The sequence below is a fragment of the Bradyrhizobium sp. 172 genome (assembly GCF_023101065.1).
In the GTDB taxonomy this organism is placed as follows: domain Bacteria; phylum Pseudomonadota; class Alphaproteobacteria; order Rhizobiales; family Xanthobacteraceae; genus Bradyrhizobium; species Bradyrhizobium canariense_D.
In genome coordinates, this window is the sequence record NZ_CP064701.1 from 3905848 (window position 1) to 3930619 (window position 24772).

Sequence of the window (24772 nt, forward strand, 5' to 3'; positions counted from 1 at the left end):
CGGCCCCGTTCCTCACCGAGCGCTCACGGAAGCGTCGAAGTCCAGGCCTCGCCCGAAGCCGCCTTCTCATATCCGTACTGATACAGCGCCCGCATATAAGCGGTGTCGAACCCTTCCGAGGGGGCGGCCGGATAATCGCGCGCGATATAGGAGAGATGGAAGCCCAGGCGGTTGCGCTTCGCAAAATCATAAGTCGAGAAGATGATCGAGCGGGTCTGCGACTGACGACAGGCTGCGGGAGGCAACGTCGATGGTGCTGTTGGAGACGAGCTCGAAATTGCGTTCGATCTTCTTGTTGACGAGGATGTAGATGTCCAGCTTCGCAGGGCCGGGAAGGCGACTGCCCTGGAAAAGCAAGGCTTCCGGCAGCGTCAGCACCGGGGCCGTCACACCGCCGTCGACATGCATCTCCTGAAATCTGCGGCCCTCGCCTTCGGCGTCGATCATGATCGGCGGAAACACCAGCGGGATGCTGGCGGAGGCCGCCATCACGTCGCGAAACAGCTTGAGCGCCTCGGGCGTGCCGACCGCGGCGATCCTGCCCATGTCCCAGATCGCGGTGCGCTGGGTGTCGAGATCGGTCGTCACCACCAGCAGCCTTCGGCCCTTGGCGTTTTCATGGGCGACCTGCGCCATGATCTCCGGTCCGACATAGCGGGCGACGAGCTCGCGCAGCCGGGTGTTGCCGAACAGGCCGGATCCGAACAGCACGCGCATGATGCTGGGATCGCTCAACAGGCTCTCCGCGACGCCGCTGGTATAGACCTCCTTCAGCGTGTCGTCATATTGCGAGCCGAGAAACGCAAAGGGCGCAATCAGGCCGCCGGTGCTCACGCCCGAGACAACCGAGAAGGTGGGACGGGTTCTGGCCGCGGTCCAGCCGTTGAGCACACCGACGCCGTAGGCGCCATCTGCGCCGCCGCCTGACAGCGCCAGGTAGGACTTCGTCGCGGTGCTGGTGTCCTTCTCGAAATTGAATTTCGTGATGGGTTCGTCGGCGTAGCGCCGCAGGCCATCAATATCGAGCACGCGCGATGTGCTGGCTTCGGTGGCCGTATAGGGCGTGCGGGGCAGGGAGGTGCAGGCGCCGAGCGCCAAGCTGCACGTCAGGACCAGCAATCCGAACAGGCGGGCGCCGGTCCACCTCGTCCAGCCATGCGAACGGCCGGCTGGGTCAGTCGAACTTGAAGGGAGGGGCATTGCGGTGGCTGGCGATCACGCATCTACCGCCGCCGGCAACATCGCCGCGGCATCTCGTCCAGCCCAAGGTAAAACTACACTGTGTCGTTTTGTTTAACAAGCGTCGCAGGCGCACAATTCCGTGTCCCCCAATATTTGAACCCATTGTCCCAGTCTGATGCATAAGCCGGCCGAGGCATCGCCCGAGCGGGTTGATCGGCCTGCTCCGACACGCAATAAGCACCGTCATGAATCGTCCTGACACCGGTCTGCCCAATCATTTCGAACTGCTCGCCACCGATGGCGCCGCGCGCACCGGGCGCCTGACCACGCCGCACGGCGTGGTGCGCACGCCCGCCTTCATGCCGGTCGGTACCGCCGGCGCGATGAAGGGCATGCACTGGCGCGAGGTGCGTGAGGCCGGTGCCGACATCGTGCTCGGCAACACCTATCATCTGATGCTGCGTCCCGGCGCCGAGCGGATCGCGGCGCTTGGCGGCTTGCAGACATTCACCGGCTGGAACGGGCCGATGCTGACGGATTCCGGCGGCTTCCAGGTGATGTCGCTGGCGGATCTGCGCAAGGTCAGCGAGCAGGCCGTGACCTTCCGTTCGCATATCGACGGCGCCAAGGTCGAGCTGTCGCCGGAGCGCTCGATCGAGGTGCAGCGTTTGCTCGGCTCCGATATCGCCATGCAGATGGACGAATGCGTGCGACTGCCCGCCGAGCGCGCCGACATCGACCGCGCGATGCAATTGTCGCTGCGCTGGGCCGAGCGAAGCAAGCGCGCCTTCGAGAGCGCGCCCGACGGCTACATGCTGTTCGGCATCGTGCAGGGCGGCGACATACCCCAGCTTCGCCATGCCAGCGCGCAAGGCCTCATCGAGATCGGTTTCCATGGTTATGCCATTGGCGGCCTCGCCGTCGGTGAGCCGCAGGCGGTGATGCTGGCGATGATCGACGAGACAGCGCCGCTGCTGCCGAGAGAGCGGCCGCGCTACCTGATGGGCGTCGGCACACCCGACGACATCCTCGAGGCGGTCAAGCGCGGCATCGACATGTTCGACTGCGTGATGCCGACGCGCAATGGCCGGCATGGCGTTGCCTTCACACGCTTCGGCCAGGTGAATTTGCGCAACGCGCGCCACGCCGACGATCCCCGTCCGCTCGACGAAGAGAGCTCCTGGCCGTCGGCGCGCAGCTACGCGCGCGCCTATTTGCACCATCTCGTCAAGGCGGGCGAGACGCTGGGTGCGATGCTGCTGTCCGAGATCAATATCGCTTATTACCAGTTCCTGATGCAGGGCATCAGGGACGCGATCGCACAGGGAACGTTCGAGGAGTTCTATCGGCGTACGCGCGAAGACTGGGGGAGGGGCGACATCGCCCCGCGCTAGGTCAAGTGCAAAACGTCAGTTGCAGACGAGGCGCTGCTTGACGGAGTGCTTGGTCACGAAGCCGTAGCCGCAATTGTCGCAGGTCCAGAGATAGCTGATCACGTGTTCCGACAAATACGCAGAACCTTCGGCGGCGATCATGGAGTCGGCGCAGACGGGACAGGCCGGCAACTCACTGCAACGCGGAGCGCGGTTCGGTGCGACGGTCGACAACACTTCAGCGACTGCTGACATCGTGGTGACCTCCCAGCTTGAGACCTAAGTCTAACATAAGCAGAATCAGTTGACGAGGTCGCAACACAAATGCGTTGGTTTTCTGATAATTATTGCTCACGCGATTTTGCGATGCAGCGTATTTAACATGTAACGCAATCTCGCTTGCGTGTCGCCGCAGGCTGTCTAGAAGCACAATCGTCGCCACAGGGAGTTCATCATGGACGCATCGTCCACCACGGGTGCAGCGCACCAACCCGGCCGCGGCCGGATCTATGACTCGATCGTCGATGCTTTTGGCGACACGCCGATCGTGCGCTTGCGCCGGCTGCCGGGCATGCATGGCGTGAACGCGACCATTTTGGCAAAGCTTGAATATTTCAATCCCGCCGCAAGCGTGAAGGATCGCATCGGCGCGGCCATGATCATCGCCATGGAGAAGGCCGGAATCGTCAAGCCCGACACCGTGCTGATCGAACCGACCTCCGGCAATACCGGCATCGCACTGGCCTTCGTCGCGGCGTCGCGCGGCTATAGGCTCAAGCTGGTCATGCCGGAGTCGATGTCGATCGAACGCCGCAAGATGCTGGCCTTTCTGGGCGCGGAGCTGGTGCTGACACCGGCCGCGCAAGGCATGAAGGGCGCGATCGCGACGGCCGAAGAGCTGTTGAAGACGACGCCGAATTCGGTGATGCCGCAGCAGTTCAAGAATCTCGCCAATCCCGAGGTGCACCGCCGCACCACCGCGGAGGAGATCTGGAATGACACCGCCGGCAACATCGACTTCTTCGTCGCCGGCGTCGGCACCGGGGGCACCATCACCGGCGTCGGCCAGGTGCTGAAGCCGCGCAAGCCCTCGCTGCGCGTGGTTGCGGTCGAGCCGGAGGAGAGCCCGGTGCTGTCGGGTGGCCAGCACACGCCGCACAAGATCCAGGGCATCGGTGCGGGCTTCGTCCCTGACATTCTCGATCGCTCGGTGATCGACGAGATCGTCAAGGTCAACTCGACGACGGCGATCGAGACCTCGCGGGCACTGGCGCGGCATGAGGGCATTCCGGGCGGCATCTCCTCGGGCGCCGCGATTGCCGCGGCCGTCGAGATCGGCAAGCGACCCGAAGCTGCGGGAAAGACCATCCTGGCTATAGTGCCGTCCTTCTCCGAGCGGTATCTTTCGACGGCTCTGTTTGAGGGAATCTAGGACATGGCGGATCAACCACCGAGGCGGCCGCGGACGTTGGGCGACGCCAGGACGGAGGCCGAGGCGGCGTTCAAGAAGGTGACGGCGAAGGTCGCTGCGGCGCCGCCAAAGCAGAACGTGGCGCCGGGGGTCAAGGAGCAGGTCACGCTGCGGATCGACCAGGACGTGCTGGAGCATTTCCAGTCCGGCGGGCCCGGCTGGCAGGACCGCATCAACGAGGCGCTGCGAAAGGCCGCGGGGAAGTAGACGCCAAAGCTTTGGTTTATTCGTAACGAAAAAGCCCGGCGCGAGCCGGGCTTTTGTATCTGCGATTGGCCTCGCCTCAGCGGCGGAACATGCCGCCCATCATGCCGCCGACGACACCGCCGACGAAGGCTGCGCCGGCAGGATCGCCGCCGCTGCTGCGATGGGGAGCAGGTGCGGGCGCGCTGCTGGCCGCGGGGGCGGCGGCCCGGCGGGCTGCCTTCTGGCTGTTGTCGCTCGCGGTCGGCGGGCCGGCCACGACTTCCGAAAGCAGAGCCTTGTGCTGGAGCTTGTTCAGGTAGCCAGACGCGGGATAGCCGCGCGCCGCCTGCCAGCGCTTGAGCACCGACCGGGTCTCGTCGCCGAAGACGCCTGTCTGTTTGTTGTCGAAGCCGAGCCCGCCCAAGCGACGCTGAACGTCGCGGCGCTGGTTCTTGTCGAGTCCGATTTGGTCCTCGGTAAGCTGGGTGGCCTCTTCGGTGAAGGTCGCGGGATCGACGCCAGCGGTGAGGGTGCGCGTCGCGGTCGAGGGGCCGCTCTTGATGGCCGCGAGGCGTGCCAGCGCAAGCGCCTTGAACTGACCGTTCGGGTAGGCGGAGAGGTAAGCGTTGAGCTCTTCCGACTTATTGCTCTCCTTGACCGAACGCCAGTATTCGAGCTCGACACCGTCCGAGCTGCCGCCCGTCGCCATTGGCACGCTGCCAGCAGCCGTCGGTGCCGCATTGGCGACCTGCGTCGTCGGAGCCTGGTTGAGATAGACCGCGCCGGTCAAATTGGTGTGGCCCCAGGGCAGCTGCCCCTTGTGGGTCTCCTCGTTGACCTGGGCGCGGACCGACGTCATCGCCTGCTGGATCTCGACACCAGGCTTGGTGATGTTGTCGATGAGCGCACGGGTGAACGGGCTGTTGTTGCCCTCTTGGCCGTCGAGCGCGGTCTGGCCCGGGCCGGTGGCGAACGCGATCAGCGTGCCTTCGCCGGATTTCATCTCGGCAAGACCGCTCTGCACGTTGACGCTGCGGGTCGCGGAGTTCGATTTGATCTTGGCGGCAAACGGATTGTCGCGGCAGGCGTCAAGGAACACCAGCTTGACCTTGGCGTCGCCCATGGTCTGCTCGAGCGTCAGATCGATGTTGATGGCGGCACCGAGCTTGACGTCCATCTCCGACTTGATGTCGGCGTCGACAGGCAGAAGATAATTGGAGCCGCCGACCGCGATGCCGTGACCGGCATAATAGAACACTGCGACGTCGGAGCCCTGCGCCTTGCGGCCGAAGTCCAGCAGCTTCTCCGTCATCTGGTCGCGCGAGAGGTTCGAACCTTCGATCACCTCGAAGCCGACATTGCGCAGCGTTGCCGCCATCGCCTTGGCGTCGATCGGCGGGTTCGGCAATTGTGCGACGTTCTTGTAGGTGCCGTTGCCGACGACGAAAGCAACGCGGCGGTCGGCCTTCGCGGCACTGACCGACAGTGCCATGCACATCAGCGACGCGAGGAGGGTGAGAGTGCGCATCTGGAATCCCCAACAGAATCGAAATTGCAGGCAGCAACGAATTGGCACGAACTTACATGAAGTGCCCGCCTCGGCGCCACCAAAACGGCAGTTCGTCGCGTTCAACCCGCTGCTGTGTGGCAGAATGTGCACGATGGAATACCCTTCCAACGTGATCCAAATCACACGGCCACTTGGTTTTGTCGCGCGAGGCGGCGCGAGGTTCAGCGCGCGGGAGCAGGATCTGCCGGAGCTGGCTTTAGATTCAGGAGATTGCCGAACAGGATCAGCGCGGCGCCGACCACCGTCCAGGTGTCAAGCCGCTCCGAATACAGCAGCCAGCCAGCGGTCGCGGTCAATGGAACTCGCAGGAAGTCCATGGGAACAACGATGGTCGCATCCGCATAGCGCATCGCGCTGGCGAGGCAGTAGTGCGAAAACGTGCCGCAGACGCCGATCACGCCGACCCACGCCCAGACGTAGGCGGAGGGCCACGTCCAGACGAACAGCGTCGGAATGAAGCCTGCGACCGATTGCACCACCAGCATCCAGAACAGGATCGACAGCGCGCTTTCGGTGCGGGTCAGCGATTTGACGAGCACCATGGACACGCCAAAGCCCATGGCGGCGCCGAGTGCGATGAGTTGACCGGGATTGATCTCGCCGGTGGCGGGTCGGACGATGACGATCACACCGAAAAGGCCAAGCGCGATGGCGGCGATCTTCCACGGCGTCATGCGCTCGGAGAGAAGGCTCGCTGCGAGCAGCGCCGTCCAGATTGGCATGGTGAACTCGATTGCCACCACCTGGCCGATCGGGATCAGCGTCAGCGCGAAGAACCAGCCGAGCTGCGCAACATAGTGCACCAAATTGCGCCCGATGTGCTGCGGCAGGCGCGACGTCCTGAGCACTTTGAAGCCGCCGGCCCGATAGATGAACGGCGAAAGCAACAGGAATCCTAGCAGCGAACGCACTTCCATGATCTGAAATACATTCAGCTCGCGCGTGGTCTCGCGTCCGGCGACCGCCATGACCAGCATCAGCGACAGCCAGCCGGCCATCCACAGGGCAGCCATCGTTTTGGACGGTGTCGTGTTCATCGGCGCGGGTGTGAGAGGCGAGGTCTTGAGGGAAGGCCGGTATCGGCGACATCCTCGCCGTTTGCAACGGTCAAATCTGCCGGTGCAGCGATGCAGGGCGCCGTGCTAAGGCATCAGTGAACAACGAGAACAATCGGGAGATCTTCGCTCATGCACATCTTGCAGCCGGCCGAGTGGAAAAAACCGCGCGGCTTTTCCCATGGTGTCGTGGTCGAGGGGCCGGGCCGCTGGGTGGTGCTGGCCGGGCAGACGGGCGGCGACGAGACCGGCAATTACGCGCCTGACATGGCAGCGCAGGTCGGGACCGCGCTGAAGCGGATCATCAAGCTCCTGGGCGAGGCCGGCGCCAGCCCCGAGCATATCGTCCGCCTGACCTGGTACCTGACCAGCCGCAGCGAATATGAGGCAGCCGGGGCCGGCATCGGCGCGGCCTGGAAGGAAACGCTGGGGCGCAATTTCCCGCCCTCGACCTTGCTCTACATCGGCGGCCTCGTGGATGACCGGGCCAAGGTCGAGATCGAGGTCACGGCGTTCGTGCCGGGCACATAAAAATCGACCCGGCGAGATCGCCGGGTCGATTGTCAATCTACTCGTATCGGCTTAGCGCGACAGCGAGATGTTGGCGCCGCGGAACTGGCTGTCGGCGCGCATCGTGACGTTCTGCTTGTTGCCGGACGTCTTCAGCGAAATGTTGGCGTTGAAGCCGGCAGTGGAGGCGAGCAGCTCATAGTTTCCGCCGGCCCCGCGACCCGAAAGGGAGCCGCTGATATTACGGCTGGCCTCGGACCAGCTGCCCGCGATGGCGCTGCCTTCAGCCTTGACGTTGGCGCCGAGGTTGAACTTGTAGGCGTCGCTGGCGCAGGTCAGAGACAACTCCATGGTCGGTCCGATCGGAGCGTATTTCGCCCGGCAGCGGATCCGTTCGGTCGAGCCGTCATCCAGGGTGACCGTGCCTGAGCCGCTCCAGCTGCCGGCCAGCGGGGCGAACGGGCCGGACTGGGCCTTGCTCTCGGAGTTTGCAATTCCGGCGGCAAACATAACGGCGGCCGCGATCAGCAGCCGCCGGCCCACACCGCTCGTCACGATTTTTCTATTGGCGCGATGCTTCCCACCGCCCGCTGCACGGTATGCCTGCAGATGCTCCATTCCACTTCCCCGATCCGGCGTTGCCGCTGAGTTGACCGTTGGCATATGCACCATTGATCGAAACTTTCACAAGTCCCCCGCTGCCGATGGTGCCGGAAACGTTAGCGCCGGGCGCGGTGATCTTGCCGTCGGCAACCGTCAGCAAGGAGCTCGCGGTCGGCTCGCAGGTGCCGCTCTTGGTGACGATGGTGACGTGCCAGTTGCCGTCATAGGGGGTCTGGGCAAAGGCGGGCGCGGCGAGGGTGGTAACTGAGGCGGCACAGAACGCCGCAATGCGAGCAAAACGCATAAAATCCGTCCTTGAATTTGTCTGATATGCTGACCCTTATTCGGGCCAAATGTGACGGAAATTTGGTGCAGTGCCAAATCGAAAATTGTTCCTGTGGGAACAATGGTTTATTTGGGTTTCAAGCTGGGATTCTTGAAGCAAAATCAATGCCCCGTTACGTTAAGAGTAAACGTCAGGAGATCGACTCAGGATAAAGGGCCTCAGGAAAGACTTGGCGCTGAAGTCGCGAACTGCTCGTCTTGAGTCTTGGACGGCAGCGCCTTGTGGACCTTGGCATAGTCGATCACGTCGGCCAGCAATTTGAGCCCGAGCGGGGCGAGCGCGCGCTCCCACAGTTCCCGCGCCGTCTCGCCCTTCTTGACGAAGCACCACTCCTGGGCCGCAATGGCGCCAGCGTCCATGCGGTCGGCGAGGTGATAGATCGTGCCGCCGGCGATCGGATCGCCTTCCTTGATGGTCCATTCCACGGCCGCCTTGCCGCGGTGACGCGGCAGCAGCGAGGGATGATAGCCGATACCGCCCAGCTTCGCTGCCTCAAGCGCGTCCTTGCCGATCCGGGCGTGGCTGTGCGCGGTGACGATCAGATCGGTGTCGGGGGCGATCTCGGAGGCCACCACCAGTTTGGGATTGGCCTGGACCACGACGTCGATGCCCGCCGCCTTGGCCGTTGCGGCGAGACGATCCTCGGCGTCGGCCACCACGACGCGCACGATCGAGACACCATGCTCCCGGAGCATGTTCAGGGTGGTCACGCCGAAATGGCGGGAGCCGACAAGAGTAATGCGCATGGGTGTCCGATCCGTCTCGCAACTGCGTCATCTCCCGATAACACGTCCGGACGTCCTGTCACCACCCGCGCTGGGTTTGCGCCGGTTATCAACAACGCGCCGGGCGAGGCTGCGCGATGAATTCCGCGATTGCGGTGTCGGCCGGTCCGGTGCTTCCATGCGCATGGCATCGGCTCGGAGTGAACGCATGCGGAGCGCGTGGTTTGTCCTTCTCGCGGCCTTGGTTGCAACCACTTCGGCGCGCGCTGGCGGACAGCCCTATCCCGTGGTTCCGCCCGAGGTCGGGGTGGCGCCCTTCATCGGCCCGACCTGGGACACCTATCGCTGCGCGGAAGGGCCGGTCACCAATTTTTATCACGGCGCCTATTACGGCCAGGAGCCGCCGGCGCTCTATCGCGGCTACGCGTACCGGCCGCATTACCGCTACAGCGCCTACCGCAGGCTGCCGCGCAAATATTTCTGCGGCACAGACTAGCGTTGCCGCGCCGCCACGGTGGTGCGGCGAGTGCCGACGGCCGGTTCCTGTGTTTCGTTTTTGACAGAGAGACCCAGGATTTGCCGTTAGAACGTGGACCGACCGGGGCTGGCGACATTTCAACCCGCATCCGTTTTCGAACCCGGATTTGGCCGCTGGCGTGATCGCCAGCGGCTTTTTCATGCTCGGTCATCACGAAATCATCTGACGGTAACGTGATCTCAACCAGCTTGGCGTATCGACGAATCCGTCGCGGATTTGTATTGCGTACCGCGACACCGAGATTGTCGCGCCGGCGCGGGTGCGCCGTGCGGGCTTTTTCGCCGGGACCTATTTCATGCCGAGCGCGATTGAGCAGATCGTCGACGTCTATGTCCGGCTGAAGAACCGGCGCGGCCTTGACGAGCTGATGATGCACAGGCAACGGCTTGCAGTCGATCTGAAGAGCAGGTCCGGCTACGACTTCAGCCTGCCGATCGGCCAGATCGACGAGGAGATCGCGATCATCGAAGCCGGCCTCAGCCGGCTCAAGTCGGGCGATATCGCCGCGACGGACGACGGACGGCCAGTTTGACGTTCAGTCGCGCCGGCCACCGTCGATGACGGTGAACAACGGCCGCGCCTGGGTCGGCTCGACCAGCAATTCCTCCACCAGCGCGGCCGCCGCATCGACATATTTGCGCGTCGGCTTGTCGAGGGGACGCGTGGCCTCGTCGTCGAGCGCGACCTTGGCGGCCTCGACCAGCTTGCGCATTCGCGCCGCGTGGTCATCGCCCGCCGTCAGCGTCGCGCGGGCCAGCGAGCGCAGCACGAACAGCTCGCCCTCGAGGCGGAGCAGACGGTCGTTCAGCCTGGAGAGGACGGCGTTGAGGTCGGCCATGGCGCGCGTTCGCTGCGGAAGATGCATCCTGCTCTAGCGGCGATCGGTGAACGGAGTCCAAACGGCATCGGCGCAATTGCGGCGATCTCCCTCAAGTCTCGCTCCGCGCCAGATAGTCGCGTGCGAAGGCGAGATACCAGTCGAGACAGGCGGGATTGGCCATCGCCTCGCGGTTGATGACCTTCTCGACGGGCTGGCCGAGCAGCAGCTTCTTGATCGGCAGCTCCTGCTTCTTGCCCGAGAGCGTGCGGGGAATTTCGGCGACCGCAAAAATCTCGTTGGGCAGGAATCGGCGCGAGAGGCCGGCCTCGATCGCCTTGTTGATCTTCGCCTGCATCGCGCCGTCGAAGGCGACGCCTTCGCGCAGCACCACGAACAGGGGCATGTAGCTGTCACGGCCGAGATATTCGAGATCGACGACGAGGGAATCCAGCACCTCCGGCAAGGCCTCGATCGCGGAATAGAGTTCGCTCGTGCCCATGCGCAGGCCATGCCGGTTGATGGTGGCATCGCTGCGGCCATAGATGATGCAGGAGCCGTCCGGGTCGACCTTGAGCCAGTCGCCATGCCGCCACACCGGCCCACGGCCGGTGCCGTCGAAATTGTCCGGATAGGTCTCGAAATAGCTCGCGCGATAGCGCGCACCGCCCTTGTCGTTCCAGAAATAGAGCGGCATCGACGGCATCGGCTCGGTGCAGACGAGCTCGCCGACCTCGCCGATGACGGCGCGGCCCTGTTCGTCAAAGGCTTCCACGGCAGCACCCAGCAGACGGCACTGCATCGCGCCCGGCGTCTGCGGCAGTTCGCGATTGCCGCCAATGAACGCGCCGGCGAAATCGGTGCCGCCGGAGATGTTGGCCCACCAGATATCGGCCTGCGCCTTGCTGCCGTTGGTCTTCGACAGGCCAGCGAAGCGGTTGTTGAACCAGGCTTGGGTGTCGGCGCTCAGCGGAGAGCCGGTCGAGCCGAGACATCGAAGCTGTGAGAGATCACCGGCGGCGACGAGGTCGACCTCGGCCTTGGCGCAGTTGGCGAAGAACGCGGCGCCCGCGCCGAAGAAGGTCGCTTTCGACTGCGCGACGAAGCGCCACAGCGTGGTCCAGTCTGGTTTGTCCTTGGCGCCGCCGGGGCTGCCGTCGAAGATGCAGCAGGTGGTGCCGCTGAGCAGGCCGCCGACCTGGCTGTTCCACATGATCCAGCCCGTCGAAGAGTACCAGTGATAGCGCTCGCCGAACGAGTTCTCGTGGTAGGAGCAGCCAAGATCGTTGTGCAGGCCGAGCAGCGCCAGCACCACGATGATGATACCGCCATGGCCGTGCACGATTGGCTTCGGCAGGCCGGTGGTACCGCTGGAATAGACGATCCAGAGCGGATGATCGAACGGCAGCCAGGCCGGCTCGAACGCGTCGATCTCCGCGCCGGTTGTTGCGCTAATTTCGGAGAGCAGGGCGTCGGCCGCTGCGGGCGCGGCGGCCTCGCTGTGCAGGATGACGTGCTCGACCGTCGGCAGCGACCGCCGCAGCTCGGCGAGGACGTCTTTGCGATCGTGCCGGCGGCCGGCATAGGTGACGGCGTCGCAGGCAATCAGTACTTTCGGTTCGATCTGCTTGAAGCGGTCGATCACGGCGGGCGCGGCCATGTCGGGCGCGCACAGGCTCCAGATCGCGCCGATGCTGGCGCTCGCCAGGAATGCGATGATGGTCTCGGGGATGTTGGGCAGATAGGCGGCGACGCGGTCGCCGGGCTTGATGCCTTTTTCTTTCAGATGCAGCGCGAGCGCAGCCGCCTTGCGCCGCAGCTCCGGCCAGCTCGTCTCGCAAAGCCTGCCGTCCTCGCCACAGCTGACGATTGCGGGCAGGCCGGCGGCGTCAGCCGCGTCCACGTGGCGGAACACCTGCCGGGCATAGTTGACCTGCGCGCCGGGAAACCAGAGCGCGCCGGGCATCTTGCGCTCGGTGATCACGGCGGCAAACGGCGTCGGCGATTGCAGATCGTAATAGTCCCAGATGGCGTGCCAGAACCCGTCGAGATCGCGCACCGACCATTGCCGCATCTCCTCGTAGCTGTCGAAGTTGAGGCCGCGCTTCTCGGCGAGCCAGGTGCGGTAAAGGGCGATCTGGGGAACGAAGGGTGAGGTCATTGCGTGTCGGCTTCAGTTGCGGGGCGGAGAGTTTAACCGTTGCCGCAGAGTAGCAGAAGCCGCAGTTCGGGCAGGGGGCGTTGACGGGAGTAGCTGGTCTGGGTCCGGTGGAAGCAGTCTACCCGCCGGCTCCGGCCCAACGCCTTCCGAACACGGGTGGCTTGGTTTTCACCGCTTCCCAGCCGAAGAAATGATGTTTGCCGGACCATGTGTGCACCACGCCGCTGCAGATGCTGCACTTGAAGGTGCCGGAATGCGCTTCGGCGTGCTCCTCCCTTGTCGCCGTGTAGTTCATGCTGCAACCCGCGCAGGTGAATTCTTCGATCGTCCAGATGGTATTGGCCATTGCACCGAAGTGGTTTGAGGGACCTCGATGGAAGCGTAGGTGCACGCCTTTGCATCGACGTAAACCGGTCGGCCGAAATCCGGTTAATCACCGTTAGCCAAGCCGGCATCACGTCGCGCACCTTGCCGGCGCTCGCCCACGGCGCCGCCGCAAGATCAATCGCCGGTCCGGATGCTTCGCATGTCCCGGTCGATGCACATCTGAACGCGCCTGATGGCGAGCAACGGCAGCCTGCCTTGCACGCGCCCGGTGCGGGCCCTGTCGCCGACGGCATAGGCGTAGCGCCAATAGCCCGGTGCGCCGTTTGGCTTCAGCGAAAAGCGGATGCCGCGGTGAATTCCCGCGTGTGCGACGGGCTCTCTGGGGCGGCGTGCCATCGTCTCGGAATGCAGAATGGCCCGATGCGTTCCTAATCGCCGGCTCGTGCCGGCCCGGTCGTCTTGACGCCGGGTGCGCGGCTGGCAATAACGCGGGGCCGCGCAAGTGCCGGAACCCGCGTCAATGCCGCAAGGAAAGCCGTGCCCGTGAAAAGTCTGCGTCAGCTCCTGACGGGCGAGGACATCATCCAGCTCGTGATCCGCGTCGGCCTGCTCGGCCTGCTGATCATCTGGACCTTGCTGATCATCCGCCCCTTCGTGCCGATCCTTGCCTGGAGCGGCGTGCTCGCGGTCGCGTTCTACCCGGCCTTCAGCTGGGTCGCCAAGATCCTCGGCGGCCGGCCCAAGACCGCAGCGGCGATCCTGACCCTGATCACGCTCGGCATCGTCATCGGTCCTGCGACCTGGCTCGGTATCAGCGCAGTGGACGGAGTGCGCGAGCTGGCGCACCAGCTCGGCACCGGCGACCTCGCGCTTCAATCGGCGCCGGAGCAGCTCAAGTCGTGGCCGGTCGTTGGCCCCTGGTTATTCGACCTCTGGGAGCAGGCCTACAACAACATCCGCGCAGTGCTCCGCGAGGTGGCGCCGTATCTCCAGCCGCTGGCGGGACCGCTCTTGTCGCTCGCGGGCGATGCCGGCGTCGGCACGCTCCAGTTCCTGGTCTCGGTGTTCGTGGCCGGCTTCCTGTTTCCGCACGGGCCGCGGCTGGTTGCGGCCGGCCGCGGTTTCCTGTTTCGCATCGTGCCCGAACAGAGCGAGCATTTCCTGGGGCTCGCGGGCGCGACCATCCGCGCCGTGGCGCAAGGCGTGATCGGCGTCGCGATCGTGCAGGCATTGCTCGCCGGCATCGGCTTCAAGCTTGCCGCGGTGCCGAGCGCCGGCCTGCTCGCCTTCATTGTGCTGCTGCTCTCGATCGTGCAGATCGGCGCCTTCCTGGTGCTGCTGCCGGTGATCATCTGGATCTGGACCGCCAAGGACGTCACCACCGCGCTGCTGCTCACCGTGTTTCTCGTCCTCGTCGGTTTCCTCGACACCATGTTGAAGCCGCTGGTGATGGGGCGCGGCCTGACCACGCCGACCATCGTCATCTTCGTCGGCGTGATCGGTGGCACGCTCGCCCACGGCATCGTCGGCCTGTTCATCGGCCCGATCATCCTGTCGGTGGCCTGGGAGATGATGATGGCCTGGATCAGGACGGAGGACCGGGCAGAGGCGGGGGCAAGGGCGGGCACAGCGGCGGGCGAGGGCTGATCTGGCGCCTCGAACGGCGGGATCGGCCTGCCGGGTTTAATCAGATCTGACGGCCTTGGCCCGGGTGATCAAGATCCATCCGGAACTTGTCTATCCGACTAGACAAGTTACCATGGGCTCGATTCTATTTTCGATTACGGCGGACATGGCGAAGTCTTCCAAACTGGTTGCCGCCAAGCGCGGCAAGGTATTGTTGGTCAGACGCCGGTCGGACGGCCTGTGGATGTTTCCGGGCGGCCGCAAGCGCGCGCGCGAGTCCGACAAGGACTGCCTGCGGCGGGAGATCAAGGAAGAGCTGCCCAAGCTGAAGCTCGGCCGGATCAGCCTCTGGAAGGAAGTGACGGCCAGGAACAAGCGTTCCGGCCGCAAGATGAGCGACGCGATCTTCATCGCCAAGGGCGCCAAGGGCAGGCTCGCGATCGGCGACAAGCACGAGATCGACCGCGCCGTCTGGCAGAAGCCGCGCGGCATCCGCCTAACGCCGACCTCGCGCTATATCCGCGACCGCCTGTTTCCGCGGAAGCGCGGGTGAGCTAGGCCTCCTCGTCGTCCTCCGACGAGAGCTGTATCCGTCCGGTGTGGGCCCGCGAAAAATTGGCGCGCGGTTGCGGCGCGGACATTCTGGCCATTTCGGCTTCGCGCTGCTCCTTGCGAGCCTTGCGCGCGCGCTTCATGGCCTGCTTGACCTGAGGGTTCGGTGAATCCTCCGCGAAGAACAGCACCACCTCGCAGCTCGGACATTGCCTGGAATAGCCGTCCTGCAACCGTCCCGCGCGGTCGCGGAATACGGTCTTGCAGCGCGTGCACTGAATCTGGACGAAACTCATGCGCGGTCGATCGACAATGACTGATGAAAATGGATCGTCAGGTGATCCCAAATGTCTGAAGAAAGCTTGAACGCGTCGGCGACTTCAAGCCGCTCGATCAGGCGCTATTGCTTGGCCGCCATCGTGTCCAGGCAATGGTTGAGATAGACGGTGCGATCCCTGGGCAGCACCTTCTCGAGATCCGCCTTCAGCGCGCATTCGCGCTGCCGCATCTGCTCGGCCCGCCGCTTCTCGGCCGCCTCGCGATATTCGGGAGCAACCTTGTTGGGATCGACGAGAGCCTGCGAGCGGGCGGGAGCCGTCACGGCGAGTGCAATGGCGGTGATGATCATGAACTGTTTCAAATGAGCCTCCGTAAAAGGCTCATCCTAGCGCTCGGGCGGCGAGGGCTCAAACGGCAAGTTCGCCGAGACGCCCGGCAGCCCAGTTGATTCAACTACCTGAAGTTGGGACTCGTGACGTCCATCACTTCGGGACGTGGTCGATCTTGTGGCTGAGATGCCCGGTGTCGTGATCGCGCCGCAACTGGCTGAGCGATGTCTCGTTCAGCTGATGCAAGACCTCGCTGAGTTCAGTCGTATCCGGATAACCGGCAGCAAAACCCTTGCCGTAGATCTTGCGCAACGTACCGACCAGCGTGTTGCCGTGCTTCTTGCTGATCGCGCCATCCTTGTCGCGGTGGCGATGATCCAGGCCCGTGTCCTTCATGGCTTTCTCCCTGAGCGGCGTCTGCGCGCCTGGAGAGAGCGTGCTCCCAAACGAGTTGATTGGCAACGGCACGGCGCGCGGCAGTTGAGCCTCGTCAAGATGTGGAAAGATCGAAGGCCGTGTGAAGCAGTTCACAAGCGATGGTCGAGATCGCTGCTACGAAGGCCTCATTGCTTGACCAAATGATATTTTGAAAACGCCCCAGCGCTCCACCAGGCGCTGGGGTTTTCACGTCTATCACCGCAACGGCCAGACCGCGCGGCGCGCGATCGGTCGGGTGCTTTTCGAATGATGCCGAAGGCGGGCGACTACGCGGCTTGCTCCTCGAACGAGGTGTAGACCTGGCCACCCGGACCAATCACCTGAACGCCCCAGCATCCGTCGGCGATGAGCTCCTTGGCCTTCTTGAGGGCGGCGGCGAGTGACAGCCGCTTGAGGCTGACGATTCCTGCCGTGTCGAAACCGCTGATTTCAAACATGCCGCTCCTCCCTGTTTTGTCGAATCCTACACTTTTTGAGCGGGTTGTCTCGCGGCTTTTGGGACAGGGGCCCGGCGCACGAGCAGGCGATGGCCAAAATCGCCAAAACAACCCCATGCACAGTAGCTAAGTCCCGCTGGCGCAACGCTTTCTTTTTGGCACATGGCGGTCCTGCATCCGGCGGAGACGCCGGTTGACGCGTCGGGCAAAACAGGGGTAGTCTGCCAACTTCGGAAAATCCGCTTCGGACCAGGGCGGCTTCCCGGGATCGGGAGGAGCTCGCGCACCGGCCTGCCTGTCATGACCCTCGCACGACCCCGTAGTCGGCCGGGATGGCCGGGGTCTGCAGCAGGCCGCGGCCGCTAACGTGGAATTAAGCTGAAAAGCCCACAATTTTAGACAGTTGTAGATGGGTGCTGCGTAAGGGAGCTGTCGCGAGGACGTTCCGGCGACGGCTTCCTGTTGCTCGCTCATTTGGGGTCAATGCCATGACCGCGACTTTCGAAACGCAAGGCCTTGTCGAACAGCTCGACCCTGCAGCACTGGCTGCGGCCATCGCCGCCGGCGAACCCGCAAGCTTGGACGCGCCAGAACCGATCAAGCGGTCCGGCCGGACGTCGGTCATGGCGCTGTCGGTGTGTGCCCTGGCCATCAACGGCGCGGCGGCGATCTACACATGGCCGTCCGGCCTGCCATCGCTGAATCTGAGCAGCCTGGCTGATCTGCTCCCGCGCCAAGAGGCTTCAGCGCCAAAGCCGGATCCGGTTGTCGCGGCCTTGAAGGATATTCAGTCGACCCAGCAGCAACACACGGCTTCGCTGCAGGAGAGCAATCAGGCCTTGCAACAAAACGCGGCTGTGCTGCAGGCGGATTCGATGGTGCTGCTTTCGCTCCGGCAGAGCATCACGGATGAACGGGTCGATGTGAGGAAGGTATCTTCGCAGCTGTCCACGCTGATTGCGAAGATCGACTCGCTGCAAAATGCCATGATGTCGGACGTCACGTCCTCCGTTCGAAGAGCGCATGCGCGCTATGGACTGTCCGCAGCGATGCGCAAGCGGATCGTTCGGCAGTCGAAATCTGCAGGTCCCGTTTCAGTTGGAGGAGCGCCGTTGAGCGTGCCTGCCACAGTTTCGGGCCCGGAGAGCTGAAGATAGGGTCAGGCAGGTGATCTGAGACTTTGTCCGCGCTCACTTGGCGGGCTAACGTGAGCGCGGCTTTTTACCCGACTTGGAACTACGGAATGCTGGTGACAGTGCGCTCCGGCACTGTCACCGGATCCTAAGAAGCGACCAGGGGCCCGCCGGTTTGCCCTGAGGGGCCGTTCAATAGTAACGACGCCGCGGACGGCGCTCGTAATAGTCATCGCCGTAATAGCCTTGCCGGCCCTGTTGAAACTGCGGCGGAACCGTTCCGGTCGGGTACACTGGCCGTCGCGGGTATCGATATCGGCACCGTTTCCGCAAGGAACGGGATAGTGGCCATAGCTTCTACCGCCTCCATAGTACTGCCGTGCGGCCTGTTCTTGCGGCGGCAAGTAGCCGTTGGGGTAGCACATGCCGTCGCGGGCGCTGACGTCCCAGCCGTGGCCGCACGGCGGTGGGTGCACAGGGACACGGTATTGAACCTGATGAACCTCACCGAGCTGTAGAGCCAGCAAGGTTGCCACAACTGCACCGATCATCGGACTTCTCCCAATCGCACTATGCCTACGCCTGAGCGGCTGAATGATCGCTGAACGGGTTCACGCCGGCGATCTTAACCTCACTTTAGGAAATCGTTGTTCGGCGGCGTGCCGTTGGATATAAAGGGAGCCGCCGTTAGCGTCAGTTGCGTCCGTGAGTCATGATTACCTATAAGCAGTACCACATCCAGCAAGTCGAGCACGGGCCCAAGCGCTGGGTTGCTCGCATCACGCGGACAGACGGCCAAAACATCCGCACGATAATGCCGGCGACTGAGCGTCCCTATCTCGACACGAAGCCGACAGCGTCCGCCGAGGAAGCCGAGGCGCTCGCCAAGGAAGGCATCGACTTCGGCGGCGTGGTGTAGGCGGTCATCGCGGTCGACTGCCATTCGTTCGCGAACTCGCCGGTGGCTTCATCCGCCTCCGCAGCCGGCTTTTCACCCGAAAACTATTGTGGCTCGGTTGGCTTGTCTCGCTCATGGCTCTCGGCTTCGGCGGCCGCGCACGCATCCATGCCATGGCATTTGCTCAGATAGTACCGAGCGCCTGCGAAGATCGAGCAAACAATCACCACGGAAACCAGCAGGAAGATCATCCACCGTCGGTTCAACATTCCCATGACCTTCTGCACCCGCCATCCGACGCGGCCCGTTCGCCTGACCGGCCCAGCCAGGCGAGGCGAAGGGTCGATAAGCTCAAATCAGACCTTGCGCTTCGGATTCAGTCTAGCCTCACGCTCCAGCCGCTCGGACTTCAGGCGTTTGAGGTTTTCCTGAAACTCCGGAGTGGCTTGGCTGTCCGCTATTGTCTGTCTCGATCCTATCGGATTGAGGGTCCTTCGATCGGCTTCGTCCGCGACTTGTTGCGCGGCCGACCGTTTGGGTTTGATCATTTGCTTTTTGCCTTCAGGCGAGATTGACCAGGCGGGCGCCGGTCAATTCATTTTCGATTTGGCCGGTCGCGTCGAACATTCTGGAATTCCTCGGGTCCCTTGACGAGCCGCCGCTTGCGGCTGGCCTGGTCATCCGGGCTCGCTTTGTTGTCTTTGAGCTTGTCGATCGCATTACCCGCCATTTCCCGAGCCCGCTCGGACGAGGCCTTGGCGGTAGACGTAACCGCGAGGGCGGAGGCGGGTTTGCCCAAGCCAATATCAACCAGCCGACGGATGGATTCAGAGCGAGCCGGAGTGTCTTCCTGCCCCGACGCCCATGCGTCGATCTGAGCGACAGTCGCCTCCGGCCAGCGCGTGCCGATCTGGACGCCTTGACCAGTAGCGGGGCGGCCGCGATGCTTTTTGGCACGAATCTTTTTTGCTGGTTTCATTTTATTTGGTACCAAAAAATCATGCCGAAGGGAAGCGCGAACCTCCGATGGCTGTGCCTGTTTAGTGCACTGGCACCGCAATCCCCACGCAACATCACGATCACAGATTGAACTCAGGCGGCCCCCCGTAGAGGAAGCGCCAGTTGTACAGCAAAAGGTCGGGAAGCATTTGCTTGGACGAAGGCCTGCAAGGCCGGCGTGATCTCGCTACTCGTGACACGCTCGGCAAGCTCATCTGCGATCTCGCTGGTGGCATCGCGAGACCAGCCCTCGATGGCGTTGAAGGCGACGATACGGACGGGATACGCGTACTGCCCGGAGAGTAGGTCGCGGATGATGGTCTCGACGTCGGTATCCTGCTCGTCGGCCTCGCGCCAGGAGCAGCCGGCGCGCGCGCCGAAGTCTTCCAGTACCAGGTAAATCTCCCGGTCGAGCCGATCCAGCGGCACAATCGACGGCGCATGACGCATGACGCAACTCCTACTCAAGAGGAGCAATCGTTCGACTGTCCGTTCGTTCCGCCCGGAACTCAGGCCGATAGGCAAATGAAAGAGGCGGACGTTTGAGAAGCGGCCTTACTTCTTTGGCAGAAGTCCCAAGACGAACCATTGAGCCGGAAACAGTGGAAACAGCAGCGCTCCCCAGATGAACCAAATGCGCCTAGACCGGCCTCTCTGTGCCGCGAAATTGGCGGTCACGCGCCCACACCACATCATCAGGGTGACAATGACCAAGCCAAACATGATTGAGGCAAGCATGGAGTGGCTCCTGCCGATGGTCCGTTGGCTATCATATAGGATTGGCCTGTCGCCGGGGAGAGAGCCCAAATCAAGATTGCGCGCTTAAGGCGGGGACGACCGGCGCCGCCTTACTTTACTTGTTCTCTGGCTCCGGTGACGAGGCGGAGCCCGGCGTGCGGGACGTCGGCACCGTCTGAGAGAGCGGCAACTGAGGCGGCCTATTTGGGGCGGAATGGCTTTGGGCACACCAGCTTTCCGGAAGAGTCTCGTCGGCAAGCGCCGACATCAAAGCGCCGCTCGTTTGCGGCGGCAGGACGCGTCGGCAGCGGCAATTCAGCTGCCGACACAGTGCCGACATGGAGCTTTCTGTCGAAGTTGCGTTTGGGATTACTGCTTCATTGTGTTGGTGAGCGCGCTGGGGCTCGAACCCAGGACCCCGTGATTAAAAGTCACGTGCTCTACCGGCTGAGCTACGCGCTCCCATGGCCGCTGATGGCTTCACAGAAATAGCCATCGTCTTCGGTCATTTGGAAAAGCATGTCTTGCCGCCACATCGACGCAAGCGTTGCGGAAAAACCGGCTGTTTCCGGATCATGCTTTCGGCCCGCGCTGTGTAGGGGGATGGGGCGCGGAGGTCAATAGCTCGGGTGGTTGCCGAACTTGAAGGCAACAGCGGGAATTCGCTCGCCGTTTCCAATGCTTGAGCCGGGATTTTCAACCCGAATGGCGGCCGTCATCCACGCCGAAGAAGCCGCGACGTCCGCCCACGGGACGGATGCCACGCTCGGAGCCCCGTCAGTTCGCTTCCCGCCGGACCTCGCTCGGCACCGGCACTTGCTGCGGCGTGCCGGCGGGGGTGGGTAGCGCGACCGGGCGCAAGCCGATCAGCTCGGCGGTGCGGATCGCGCTGTCGCGCCAGAACTGGAACGAGTTGATGCGGCTGAGCTCGAGGATGGCGATGGCGACCGCGGCCAGGAACGGCAGGCTCTGCAGCACCAGCACGCCGGCGAAGATGTAGATCTCCGTGATCTGGCGGTAGCTGTTGGAGGCCACCAGCACGCCGGCACCGATCAGGAGCAGGGCGCCGATCACGGCCTCCCAGAACGCCTGGAACTCGATCGACATCCTCGACAGGCCGCCCTTGGAGGTGCGCGCGAACGCGATGTGCTCGGTGATCAGTCCTTGCGCCACCGCGCGCGACACCGTCCACTGCACGCTCATCGCCGCGATCATCGCGCCCAGCATCTGGCCGGGCTTGATCGCGACGCGCGCGCGGTACATCGACAAGAAGTGTACGAGCGAGACGATGAAGGCGCCGATGATCGGCAGCGTCAGGATCTTGTCGGGGATGGCGATGTCGGCGAAGGCGACGATCGGCACCCAGACGAGGTTGAGCAGCGCCACGACGACGCCGAGGCTTTCGGCACCCAGCCAGTTCAGCCAGCCGAGGCCATATTCGCGCTTCTGGTCGGGCGTCAGCCGGCTCCGTCCGGGCAGGAAGTTCCGCCAGTGCTTCTTGACGATCTGGAGGCCGCCATAGGCCCAGCGGTGACGCTGCTTCTTGAAGGCCTCGTAGGTGTCGGGGAGCAGGCCCTGGCCGTAGCGGTGGTTGGTGTAGTGCGTGGTCCAGCCGAGCTGCTGGATCGAAAGGCCGAGATCGCTGTCCTCGCAGATCGTGTCGGACGACCAGCCGCCGGCCATGTCCATCGCGGCGCGGCGGATCAGGCACATCGTGCCGTGCACGATGATGGCGTTGGTCTCGTTGCGCTGGACCATGCCGATGTCGAAGAACCCGGCATATTCGCCGTTCATGATGTAGTGCATGATCGACAGGTCGCCGTCGCGATGTTCCTGCGGCGCCTGCACCAGGCCGACGCTGGGATCAGCGAACGCCGGCACGAGGTCCTTCAGCCAGTCGGGATCGACGACGTAGTCGGCATCGAGGATGCCGATGATCTCGGCGTCGACGGCGGTGCGGTCCATCGCGATGCGCAGCGCACCGGCCTTGAAGCCCTGCACCTTCTCGGCGTTGATGAACTTGAAGCGTTCACCGAGCGTGCGGCAATGATCCTGGATCGGCTGCCAGAAGGCAGGGTCCGGCGTGTTGTTGATGATGACGACACATTCGTAGTTCGGATAGTTCAGCCGCGACAGCGCATCGAGCGTCTGCTTGAGCATCTCGACCGGCTCGAAATAAGCGGGGATGTGGATCGAGACCTTCGGGCAATAATTCTCGGGCACGTCCTCGACCGGCTTGCCTTTCGTGAGCAGCCGCTGCGGCGGCCGGCCGAACGCGACGGCCGCGATCTCGTCGATGCGCGCCATCGCGATCAGCACGAGGGGAACAAGCAGGATCATGCCGAGCGTGAGCGCGAAGGCCGAGCCGAAGATGAAATAGTGCCCGTTCCAGAACGCGAACACGGTGGCAGCCCAGGCGCCGACGCCGTTGGCGGTGGCCGACAGCAGGAACGCCTGCTTCGCCGTCGGCTGCTGCAGCCGCAGGATTGGCAGCGACAGCAGGATACCGACGAGGAGCGCCACACCCATCAGCTTCCAATAATCGGGATTTTGCACCGGGCCGGTCCAGGCAAATTTCGGCTCGCGGCTGGCGTTGAGGATGCCCCAGTACGGACCGACGCCGCCTTCGAAGTATTTCCAGGGCTGATCGATGGCCTCGACGATGTTGTATTCCATGCCGATGGCGTCGGCGCGGCTGACGAAGTTGCGCAAGGTCAGTGCTTGCTGGAACGGACCGGGGTCGGCGTTGCGTAAATTGTAACCCGCGCTCGGCCAGCCGAATTCGGCGATCACGATGCGCTTGCCGGGGAACAGGTTGCGTAACAGATTGTAGCGGTCGACGGCCTGGTCGACCGCCTGATCCGAGCGGAAGTTTTCCCAATAGGGCAGCACGTGGGCGGCGATGAAGTCGACGTTGGAGCCGAGGTCGGGATTGTCGCGCCAGATGTTCCAGATCTCACCGGTCGTGACGGGTACGCGGACCGCGCCCTTGACCTTCTTGATCATCTCGATGAGGTCTTCGACCTTCTGCTCGCCGCGGTAGATCACCTCGTTGCCGACGACGACGCCGTTGACGTTGCTGTTCTTGCGCGCGAGCTCGATGGCGGCCTTGATCTCGCGCTCGTTGCGATCCTTGTCCTTGTCGATCCACGCGCCGACGGTGACCTTGAGGCCGAACTCCGCCGCGATCGGCGGCACCAGTTCCACGCCGCCCGTGGACGAATAAAGGCGGATCGCGCGCGTCATCGTCGACAGCGTCTTCAGGTCGGCGCGGATTTTCTCCACCGTCGGAATGTTGTCGATATCAGGATGAGCCGAGCCCTCGAACGGGGCATAGGAGACGCTGGGCAGCAGGCCCTTGAAGTCGGGCGCGGGTTCCTTGTCGCGCAAGACTCCCCAGAGGCCGGCGTGGAGCGCGGACACAAGCAACAGAACGGCGGCGACAACCCGCATCGCGGCTAAACCAAAAGGGGCTGAGGGGGCAGGGAAGCGGATCCGACCCCGAGATCCGACCAAGTCCGCGGCAAATGGAGCATACCTCTGCCGCGCGGTTTCACAACTGTCATCGCCTCATGACCGAATGAGGGCATGCACATTTCGAAATTCGCAGCAGTGCCAATTGCTTCTATCGCCGATCGTTCCTGAACGGAGGCTGAAACAATCGCGGCTATTTCGGGGGCGCCGGTGACGGGCTTGCCGCCGGCGAGGGGCTCGCGGCCGGCTGCGGCTGCGCATTGCCCGATGCGGGCGCGGCCGGCTGCGAGGCCGCGGCCGCCGCCTGCTGCGGCTGCGACGCCGGGTTGATCCAGCAAGCGTGCACACGGCTGTCCAGGGTTTCGGCGACCTTGGGATCGATCTGGCCGCCGAAGCGGGTCAGGCAGCGGAAGGCGGCCTGGATGTGGCCGCCGGGGCAGCCGAAACGGTCATAGAGGTCGAGATGGCGGAATGCGGTATCGAGGTCGTCCCGCCACATCAGCCGCACCACGCGGCGGCCGAGCCAGACGCATTCGGGGTTGCCGGCCGGGCCGCTGATGACCTGGGCTGCTTCGGCGAATTCGTCGGTGCGGCGCTGATTCTGAGCGGCATCCTTGGCCGTGTCGGCGGGCTGGGCGGCTGCCTTGCTCTGGTCGGGGGCGGGCGTGCCGCTCTGGGCGGAGGCCGCGCCGATACCCATCAGGCCGATACCCATCAGGATGACAAGGGAAGAAACGGCCAAGGTGGCGGCGAACTGCCGCAGGACCGCATTTCGTAACTCGAACACCCGTTGCCGCATGAATTCCCCAATATATCACTGACCGTCCGCGTCAGGACCTTCGCGGACGCGCTCGGTGATGGCGTCCAAATGGGTCTCCAATGCGGCGGAAAAGTCCTCCCCAGTCCATGGCCTGAATCTGGAATTTTGTCCAGCAAAGTCACGATCCTAGGCCTCGGTCGAACGGCCGCAGGTAAATTCCTCAGGGGAGGGATGGATCCATAACG

At 63.6% G+C, this 24772-nt stretch carries 30 protein-coding genes, 1 tRNA gene and 1 pseudogene; 10 read left to right on the top strand and 22 right to left on the bottom strand.

The annotated features are described in order from the left end of the window. Positions 1–23: 23 nt before the first annotated feature. Positions 24–1223 (bottom strand): annotated as a pseudogene (locus IVB07_RS18875) (patatin-like phospholipase family protein). Positions 1224–1427: 204 nt separating this feature from the next. Between IVB07_RS18875 and tgt the strand changes: the two are divergent. Then, positions 1428–2576, top strand: coding sequence for a tRNA guanosine(34) transglycosylase Tgt (tgt, locus tag IVB07_RS18880; protein ID WP_247296644.1), 1149 nt, complete (start codon positions 1428–1430; stop codon positions 2574–2576). Between the two features lie 15 nt (positions 2577–2591). Here tgt and IVB07_RS18885 read toward each other — a convergent pair whose 3' ends face one another. Beyond that, positions 2592–2810: a hypothetical protein gene (locus IVB07_RS18885; protein ID WP_026233474.1), complete on the bottom strand. Its 219-nt coding sequence runs from the start codon at positions 2808–2810 to the stop codon at positions 2592–2594. 199 nt (positions 2811–3009) lie between these two features. On the opposite strand from IVB07_RS18885, the gene cysK reads away from it, so the two are divergent. After that, positions 3010–3987: a cysteine synthase A gene (cysK, locus tag IVB07_RS18890; protein WP_018457976.1), complete on the top strand. Its 978-nt coding sequence runs from the start codon at positions 3010–3012 to the stop codon at positions 3985–3987. A gap of 3 nt (positions 3988–3990) precedes the next feature. Next, positions 3991–4233, top strand: a complete 243-nt coding sequence (locus tag IVB07_RS18895) for a BrnA antitoxin family protein (protein WP_007610629.1) — start codon at positions 3991–3993, stop codon at positions 4231–4233. A gap of 76 nt (positions 4234–4309) precedes the next feature. Here the strand turns inward: IVB07_RS18895 and IVB07_RS18900 are convergent, their stop codons facing one another. Together IVB07_RS18900 and IVB07_RS18905 are read right to left on the bottom strand one after the other, a co-directional pair. Further along, entirely contained in the window at positions 4310–5740 is a 1431-nt protein-coding gene (locus tag IVB07_RS18900; RefSeq protein WP_018457974.1) for a caspase family protein, read from the bottom strand. Between the two features lie 203 nt (positions 5741–5943). Next, the gene (locus IVB07_RS18905) at positions 5944–6819 is read right to left on the bottom strand and encodes a DMT family transporter (RefSeq protein WP_085353150.1); all 876 of its coding nucleotides are present in this window, start codon (positions 6817–6819) and stop codon (positions 5944–5946) included. A gap of 150 nt (positions 6820–6969) precedes the next feature. On the opposite strand from IVB07_RS18905, the gene IVB07_RS18910 reads away from it, so the two are divergent. After that, complete coding sequence (locus IVB07_RS18910) at positions 6970–7368, top strand: RidA family protein (protein WP_018457972.1); 399 nt, start codon at positions 6970–6972, stop codon at positions 7366–7368. 51 nt (positions 7369–7419) lie between these two features. Here the strand turns inward: IVB07_RS18910 and IVB07_RS18915 are convergent, their stop codons facing one another. From IVB07_RS18915 to IVB07_RS18925, 3 genes are all read right to left on the bottom strand, one after another. Further along, on the bottom strand, positions 7420–7965 hold the full coding sequence (locus IVB07_RS18915; protein ID WP_026233473.1) for a hypothetical protein: 546 nt from the start codon (positions 7963–7965) through the stop codon (positions 7420–7422). Then, positions 7910–8254, bottom strand: coding sequence for a hypothetical protein (locus tag IVB07_RS18920; protein WP_018457970.1), 345 nt, complete (start codon positions 8252–8254; stop codon positions 7910–7912). The genes IVB07_RS18915 and IVB07_RS18920 overlap by 56 nt, the downstream gene beginning before the upstream one ends. 200 nt (positions 8255–8454) lie before the next feature. Next, positions 8455–9042, bottom strand: coding sequence for a formyltransferase family protein (locus IVB07_RS18925; protein WP_018457969.1), 588 nt, complete (start codon positions 9040–9042; stop codon positions 8455–8457). Between the two features lie 187 nt (positions 9043–9229). Between IVB07_RS18925 and IVB07_RS18930 the strand changes: the two genes are divergently transcribed. Together IVB07_RS18930 and IVB07_RS18935 are read left to right on the top strand one after the other, a co-directional pair. Further along, positions 9230–9517 (top strand): hypothetical protein, encoded by a 288-nt coding sequence (locus IVB07_RS18930; RefSeq protein ID WP_247767773.1) that lies wholly within the window; start codon positions 9230–9232, stop codon positions 9515–9517. Positions 9518–9854: 337 nt separating this feature from the next. Then, entirely contained in the window at positions 9855–10091 is a 237-nt protein-coding gene (locus IVB07_RS18935) for a hypothetical protein (protein WP_026233472.1), read from the top strand. A 3-nt stretch (positions 10092–10094) separates the two neighbouring features. Here IVB07_RS18935 and IVB07_RS18940 read toward each other — a convergent pair whose 3' ends face one another. The 4 genes from IVB07_RS18940 to IVB07_RS18955 all read right to left on the bottom strand — a co-directional run bounded on the left by IVB07_RS18940 (position 10095) and on the right by IVB07_RS18955 (position 13260). Next, on the bottom strand, positions 10095–10397 hold the full coding sequence (locus IVB07_RS18940; RefSeq protein ID WP_026233471.1) for a hypothetical protein: 303 nt from the start codon (positions 10395–10397) through the stop codon (positions 10095–10097). A gap of 91 nt (positions 10398–10488) precedes the next feature. Next, a complete protein-coding gene (locus tag IVB07_RS18945; protein WP_018457965.1) occupies positions 10489–12537 on the bottom strand; it encodes an acetoacetate--CoA ligase in 2049 nt (682 codons plus the stop codon). Positions 12538–12655: 118 nt separating this feature from the next. Beyond that, the gene (locus IVB07_RS18950) at positions 12656–12883 is read right to left on the bottom strand and encodes a hypothetical protein (RefSeq protein WP_018457964.1); all 228 of its coding nucleotides are present in this window, start codon (positions 12881–12883) and stop codon (positions 12656–12658) included. Between the two features lie 155 nt (positions 12884–13038). Further along, positions 13039–13260, bottom strand: a complete 222-nt coding sequence (locus IVB07_RS18955; protein WP_018457963.1) for a hypothetical protein — start codon at positions 13258–13260, stop codon at positions 13039–13041. Positions 13261–13401: 141 nt separating this feature from the next. Here IVB07_RS18955 and IVB07_RS18960 point away from each other — a divergent pair, with 141 nt between their 5' ends. Both IVB07_RS18960 and IVB07_RS18965 read left to right on the top strand, forming a co-directional pair. Continuing rightward, positions 13402–14511 carry an AI-2E family transporter gene (locus IVB07_RS18960; RefSeq protein ID WP_026233470.1) on the top strand — a complete coding sequence of 370 codons (1110 nt, stop codon included), beginning with the start codon at positions 13402–13404 and terminating at the stop codon, positions 14509–14511. Positions 14512–14656: 145 nt separating this feature from the next. Then, complete coding sequence (locus IVB07_RS18965) at positions 14657–15043, top strand: NUDIX hydrolase (RefSeq protein WP_026233469.1); 387 nt, start codon at positions 14657–14659, stop codon at positions 15041–15043. Between the two features lies 1 nt (position 15044). Here the strand turns inward: IVB07_RS18965 and IVB07_RS18970 are convergent, their stop codons facing one another. The 4 genes from IVB07_RS18970 to IVB07_RS18985 all read right to left on the bottom strand — a co-directional run bounded on the left by IVB07_RS18970 (position 15045) and on the right by IVB07_RS18985 (position 16525). Next, positions 15045–15338 (bottom strand): hypothetical protein, encoded by a 294-nt coding sequence (locus IVB07_RS18970; RefSeq protein WP_018457960.1) that lies wholly within the window; start codon positions 15336–15338, stop codon positions 15045–15047. Between the two features lie 104 nt (positions 15339–15442). Next, positions 15443–15682 (bottom strand): hypothetical protein, encoded by a 240-nt coding sequence (locus IVB07_RS18975; RefSeq protein ID WP_026233468.1) that lies wholly within the window; start codon positions 15680–15682, stop codon positions 15443–15445. A gap of 121 nt (positions 15683–15803) precedes the next feature. Further along, complete coding sequence (locus IVB07_RS18980; RefSeq protein ID WP_026233467.1) at positions 15804–16046, bottom strand: hypothetical protein; 243 nt, start codon at positions 16044–16046, stop codon at positions 15804–15806. Positions 16047–16354: 308 nt separating this feature from the next. Next, positions 16355–16525 carry a hypothetical protein gene (locus tag IVB07_RS18985; protein WP_018457957.1) on the bottom strand — a complete coding sequence of 57 codons (171 nt, stop codon included), beginning with the start codon at positions 16523–16525 and terminating at the stop codon, positions 16355–16357. A 488-nt stretch (positions 16526–17013) separates the two neighbouring features. On the opposite strand from IVB07_RS18985, the gene IVB07_RS18990 reads away from it, so the two are divergent. Beyond that, on the top strand, positions 17014–17676 hold the full coding sequence (locus IVB07_RS18990) for a hypothetical protein (RefSeq protein ID WP_018457956.1): 663 nt from the start codon (positions 17014–17016) through the stop codon (positions 17674–17676). 694 nt (positions 17677–18370) lie between these two features. Then, a complete protein-coding gene (locus tag IVB07_RS18995) occupies positions 18371–18577 on the top strand; it encodes a hypothetical protein (RefSeq protein WP_026233466.1) in 207 nt (68 codons plus the stop codon). An 83-nt stretch (positions 18578–18660) separates the two neighbouring features. Here IVB07_RS18995 and IVB07_RS19000 read toward each other — a convergent pair whose 3' ends face one another. From IVB07_RS19000 to IVB07_RS19030, 7 genes are all read right to left on the bottom strand, one after another. Beyond that, on the bottom strand, positions 18661–18843 hold the full coding sequence (locus tag IVB07_RS19000; RefSeq protein WP_018457954.1) for a hypothetical protein: 183 nt from the start codon (positions 18841–18843) through the stop codon (positions 18661–18663). A gap of 69 nt (positions 18844–18912) precedes the next feature. Next, a complete protein-coding gene (locus IVB07_RS19005; protein ID WP_018457953.1) occupies positions 18913–19104 on the bottom strand; it encodes a hypothetical protein in 192 nt (63 codons plus the stop codon). A gap of 47 nt (positions 19105–19151) precedes the next feature. Further along, positions 19152–19535, bottom strand: coding sequence for a hypothetical protein (locus IVB07_RS19010; protein ID WP_018457952.1), 384 nt, complete (start codon positions 19533–19535; stop codon positions 19152–19154). Positions 19536–19648: 113 nt separating this feature from the next. Then, on the bottom strand, positions 19649–20005 hold the full coding sequence (locus tag IVB07_RS19015) for a hypothetical protein (RefSeq protein WP_018457951.1): 357 nt from the start codon (positions 20003–20005) through the stop codon (positions 19649–19651). A 674-nt stretch (positions 20006–20679) separates the two neighbouring features. After that, positions 20680–20755, bottom strand: a tRNA-Lys gene (locus IVB07_RS19020). Positions 20756–21070: 315 nt separating this feature from the next. Continuing rightward, positions 21071–23746 carry a glycosyltransferase gene (locus IVB07_RS19025; protein WP_018457949.1) on the bottom strand — a complete coding sequence of 892 codons (2676 nt, stop codon included), beginning with the start codon at positions 23744–23746 and terminating at the stop codon, positions 21071–21073. Positions 23747–23960: 214 nt separating this feature from the next. Continuing rightward, the gene (locus IVB07_RS19030; RefSeq protein ID WP_018457948.1) at positions 23961–24566 is read right to left on the bottom strand and encodes a beta-1,3-glucan biosynthesis protein; all 606 of its coding nucleotides are present in this window, start codon (positions 24564–24566) and stop codon (positions 23961–23963) included. Between the last annotated feature and the right edge of the window lie 206 nt (positions 24567–24772).